The sequence below is a fragment of the Bartonella sp. TT29SHDZB genome (assembly GCF_042193395.1).
Lineage (GTDB): Bacteria > Pseudomonadota > Alphaproteobacteria > Rhizobiales > Rhizobiaceae > Bartonella.
The window spans coordinates 1-3,684 of the sequence record NZ_JBHILQ010000050.1; the positions used below are offsets into that span (position 1 = coordinate 1).

Consider the following 3,684-nt stretch of genomic DNA (forward strand, 5'->3'; position numbering starts at 1 on the left):
CGCTATGATGTACCACTCCTTGTGATGGATGACCGCTTAACGGCTTTCGTTATCAAGACAGATGATGCTGATCATTCTGTCTCACTAGCAAAGCTTGGGGATTTTGATGCAGAACACCAGAGATACGTCTCGAGCCACCCTTACGTGACCGGTCCACGCTTTTCTTCTGTCAATGCTAGGAGCTGGACCGCTCATCAAGATGAGGCTTTAGCTTTTAGGGTGCTGGCGGCACGCTACACACAAACAGAAAAAACCATTGATCTTGGCACTTTTGACCTTGTGGACTGCTCTGATTTGCAAGTACGCGCAGCCATTGAATTGCCTTCAAGCGATTGTTCTGTCATCTTTGAAATTGAACGAAACAATGGCACAATTTATCAACTTCTTCCCTTTCAATTGCTAAGCCTTACTGAATATATCAGTGAAAAGGTAAAGCTTCGCGCTATTCTCAAAGGCACCGAAAAGCTCTCACCCGTCTTGTTTGCTCCTGTTCAATTGATTGCGGGAAAGATCCATAAGGAAGCGACCTATGTCACGCGTGCTTTTGCCTTTGGGGAAAAAGCAAGATTGACCAGCTATATCAAAACCTTTTTACCAGGTGGTGCAACCTTTTCACTCGAGATGCAGCTGGATGATGGTGCTTTCACCCCTTTGAAATTAGAGGAAACAGAACAACTCGCTGAACCGCTTTGGACAGAACGAAAATTTACCAGCAGTGATAAAGGCGCCAAACAAGCGCGCTTGAAACTCACGCTTACCGGTGGACCGGCGGCACGGTCCATGGTGAGTGATTTTGGCGCTGGCATATTATAATGGGAAAATGAGAGATGACAAAAACCAAAAAACTCGACATGGAATTGCCTAAAGAAGGTCGCTTTATCAGTTCTGAATTCCCAATCTTGCGGGAAAACTTGACCAAAATTGATCAAGCTCTTTTGGCTGTTGAGGAAAAGGTAAACGAAAAAGCGCCTTCAAAACACACGCATACCATAAGCGAAATCACAAATCTAGAAAGCGCTCTCAATGGCAAAATGGCAGCGGATAAAACTTTCACTTTTGCTGATTTAAGCGATATCGAGGGTGCACACGATGCTGCCAACAATTATGTTCTCTATAAATCAAGCAACAATAACTTCACCTTTGGGAGTGCTGTCTCACTGTTAGGCGCACATCAACATAAAACCGAAGATATCGTGGGGCTTGATGATTTTAGAGCCAAGATCAATGAAGATCTCTCAAGCTATGGTCGCTTAGCCAGCCCAAATGAATGGCAAAATTATAATAAATTTACCAGCAAAGTCACTATGAGTGGTGGCTTAGAACTGTTGGGTAATTCGTCGTTTAACCTTATCCATAATGGTGAAGTGGTTACCAATTTAAACACAAACGGAAGCACCTTGAAAGGACCTTTGAGGGTCGATGGAGATCTTGTTTATACGAAATCAGACATAGATATTCTCAAGCAAGAAATTAAAAAAATTAAACAAGGCTTAGTTGATAAACTCATTAATTGGTCTGCGCTTGCTGATGCTGAATTGCTCTATACACAGGATGGGAAAATTCAATGGCCTGATTGGGTAACGGATAAAACTAAAGTTGAGATCCAAGCATGGGGCGGTGGCGGTAGTGGTGGCGGAGCGGATACGCCAAGATTAGGAGGAGGTGGCGGCGGTGGCGGTTGTTCAGTCTGGTATGGCTATAAAGCCAGTTTAAACGGTCATCAAGATATTTTGATTGGTAAAGGAGGCGCTTCTGTTGCATCACGCAGTGCGACAGGAAATTCTGGAGGAACAACAGCTGTTGGAAAGAATTTTATTACGGCGACAGGAGGACATGGTGGTGGGGGTGCTTCTGCCTATCAATCTCACACGGGATTTGGTGGTGGTACGACTACCTACTATTCAGGCGATGGCGGTGCTGGAGGAACAGGTGGAAACTTTGGTTTAGCAACGGATGAACATCCAGGAATTGCCAAAGGCGGAAATGGTTATGCTGGAACGAATGGAATTACGAGTAAAACAAGCGGTAATGGAGGCGATGCTGGAGGTGATACATCACGTGGTGGCTCTGGAGGAGTCGGCGAAGGTTCCTATAGTTCGGGAAAAGCAGGGCGTGGTTTTGGTGGTGGTGGTGCTGGCTCTCATGGAGATTCCTCTCCAAGCGGCGCTGGAGCTGATGGCGCTGTTCTTATAAGATTATGGAAAGAATAAATGGATGCACAAGTAACCAAGATATGACAGAAGTCAAATGGATAGCTGTTCTATAAGCAGGTTTATATATTTTTAAGTCCTTTTATTGCTCTTTCAAAGCCCTTTAAAGAGCTTTTTGACTGACAGTGTCAGTCTTATGGAGCATGATGATGGTTGTTATAGTCTCTTCATTGATTTGGAGAGCAAGATGGCAACAGAATTTAATCATGGGATACGCATTGTAGAGGCTGGTGAGGATTCCCGTCCTTTAGCAACATTTGATCAGACCGCTATTGGTGCGGTTGTTACAGCCCCTGATGCTGACAACCAAGTTTTTCCCCTCAACGAGCCTGTGTTAGTTTTTACACATGAGACAGAAAAAATCCAAAAGCTTGGAACAAGAGGCACAGCTCTTGACGTGATTAACGCCGTGTGCGCACAGGGGATTGAGGCACAAATTATTCTTGTGCGGGTGGAAGAAAAGTCAACCATTGCTGAGACACAAACCGAAATGGTGGGATCCAATACTCACTTGACCGGTGTGCATGCCTTAGCGCATACGCGGGGGCATTTGGGGGTGGAGCCTGGGATTTTACTGGCACCGGCTTATAGTGCAGGGCGCCTTGATAATGGCAAAAACCCCGTGGCAGACGCCTTGGAACAAGTGGCAGAAAAGCTACAAGCGATTGCGGTTTTTGATACGGGTGGTAAAAACACGCAAGAAAGTCTTGCCTATCGTGCAGATTTTTCCTCACGCTTTTGTTATTTGATTGACCCCTTTGTACGGGTGGCAAATCGTGAGGGGGGTGTTAGTGTTAAACCGGCAAGTCCTTTTGCTGCCGCCATGTTTATCAAACGGGACAAGCAAAAGGGCGGTGTTTTTTGGTCTCCTTCCAACCAAGATGTGCATGGCATTTTAGGGACAGCACGCCCCATTAGCTATTTTGATGGCGAAATCGATCATGAGGCTAATCGCCTTAACCAAGCCGATATTGCGACCTTTATTCCAGCACGGCTTAGCCAAAATGCGCATGGGCAAATGGCTGCCAATGGGCGCATTTTATGGGGAAATCATACCACCTCCAGTGATCCGCTTTGGCGTTTTGTCAATGTGGTGCGCACCCGTGCAGCTTTGGAAAAAACCATCATCAACAATTTCCGCCCTTGGGCCAATGATGAGAATCTGACTGGTCAACATGTTATTGCCATTACCCGCTCTTTGACCAGCTTTCTTGATGATATGATTGCGCGTGGTGCACTGCTTGGTGGGCGGGTTTGGTTTGATCGTGATTTAAATTCCAACAGCAATTTACAACTGGGGAAATTGCGGGTGGAATTTGATGCAGAAGAAGTACCACCTCTAGAAGATTTAAGCTTTGGTAGCCGGCGCAATAGCGCTTATTTTGACCGTTTGGCGCAAGATATCCAAAAGAAAATGACTTATCAATTTGGCGATACGCTTGAAACTTATCGCAAAGCAGCAAGGAGTTAAAGC

Annotated in this window: 2 protein-coding genes and 1 pseudogene; all 3 read left to right on the plus strand. The window is 45.6% G+C overall.

Annotated elements, in window-relative coordinates:
- Positions 1 to 813, plus strand: a pseudogene (locus ACFIJJ_RS09130) (DUF4815 domain-containing protein); the annotation flags it as partial.
- Between the two features lie 14 nt (positions 814 to 827).
- Entirely contained in the window at positions 828 to 2,210 is a 1,383-nt protein-coding gene (locus ACFIJJ_RS09135; protein WP_375646726.1) for a Bgr_08870 family protein, read from the plus strand.
- Positions 2,211 to 2,397: 187 nt separating this feature from the next.
- Complete coding sequence (locus ACFIJJ_RS09140; protein WP_375646727.1) at positions 2,398 to 3,681, plus strand: phage tail sheath C-terminal domain-containing protein; 1,284 nt, start codon at positions 2,398 to 2,400, stop codon at positions 3,679 to 3,681.
- Positions 3,682 to 3,684 lie beyond the last annotated feature (3 nt).

Excerpts from the sequence above, each read along its gene's own strand:
- ACFIJJ_RS09135 (WP_375646726.1), top strand. The coding sequence starts at position 828 with ATGACAAAAACCAAAAAACTCGACATGGAATTGCCTAAAGAAGGTCGC.
- ACFIJJ_RS09140 (WP_375646727.1), top strand. The coding sequence starts at position 2,398 with ATGGCAACAGAATTTAATCATGGGATACGCATTGTAGAGGCTGGTGAG.